Annotated in this window: 1 rRNA gene; it reads right to left on the bottom strand. The window is 56.2% G+C overall.

The window, feature by feature from the left end:
• Position 1: 1 nt before the first annotated feature.
• Positions 2-1014, bottom strand: a 23S ribosomal RNA gene (locus tag ABZ939_RS36885); the annotation flags it as partial.

The following is a 1014-nucleotide window of genomic DNA, read 5'->3' as shown; positions in this document are numbered from 1 at the left end:
TGAGGACAAGCCCTCGGCCTATTAGTACCGGTCAGCTCCACCCATTACTGGGCTTCCACATCCGGCCTATCAACCCAGTCGTCTACTGGGAGCCTTACCCTCTCAAGGAGGTGGGAATACTCATCTCGAAGCAGGCTTCCCGCTTAGATGCTTTCAGCGGTTATCCCTCCCGAACGTAGCCAACCAGCCATGCCCTTGGCAGGACAACTGGCACACCAGAGGTTCGTCCGTCCCGGTCCTCTCGTACTAGGGACAGCCCTTCTCAATATTCCTACGCGCGCAGCGGATAGGGACCGAACTGTCTCACGACGTTCTAAACCCAGCTCGCGTACCGCTTTAATGGGCGAACAGCCCAACCCTTGGGACCGACTCCAGCCCCAGGATGCGACGAGCCGACATCGAGGTGCCAAACCATCCCGTCGATATGGACTCTTGGGGAAGATCAGCCTGTTATCCCCGGGGTACCTTTTATCCGTTGAGCGACGGCGCTTCCACAAGCCACCGCCGGATCACTAGTCCCGACTTTCGTCCCTGCTCGACCCGTCGGTCTCACAGTCAAGCTCCCTTGTGCACTTACACTCAACACCTGATTGCCAACCAGGCTGAGGGAACCTTTGGGCGCCTCCGTTACCCTTTGGGAGGCAACCGCCCCAGTTAAACTACCCATCAGACACTGTCCCTGATCCGGATCACGGACCGAGGTTAGACATCCAGCACGACCAGAGTGGTATTTCAACGGCGACTCCACCATGACTGGCGTCACGGCTTCAAAGTCTCCCACCTATCCTACACAAGCCGAACCGAACACCAATATCAAACTGTAGTAAAGGTCCCGGGGTCTTTCCGTCCTGCTGCGCGAAACGAGCATCTTTACTCGTAGTGCAATTTCACCGGGCCTATGGTTGAGACAGTCGAGAAGTCGTTACGCCATTCGTGCAGGTCGGAACTTACCCGACAAGGAATTTCGCTACCTTAGGATGGTTATAGTTACCACCGCCGTTTACTGGCGCTTAA

Origin of the sequence: Streptomyces sp. NPDC046712, from assembly GCF_040645695.1 — a bacterium.
Lineage (GTDB): Bacteria > Actinomycetota > Actinomycetes > Streptomycetales > Streptomycetaceae > Streptomyces.
Note: the sequence above shows the minus strand (reverse complement) of the source record. Positions and strands in the feature narration are given on the sequence as shown.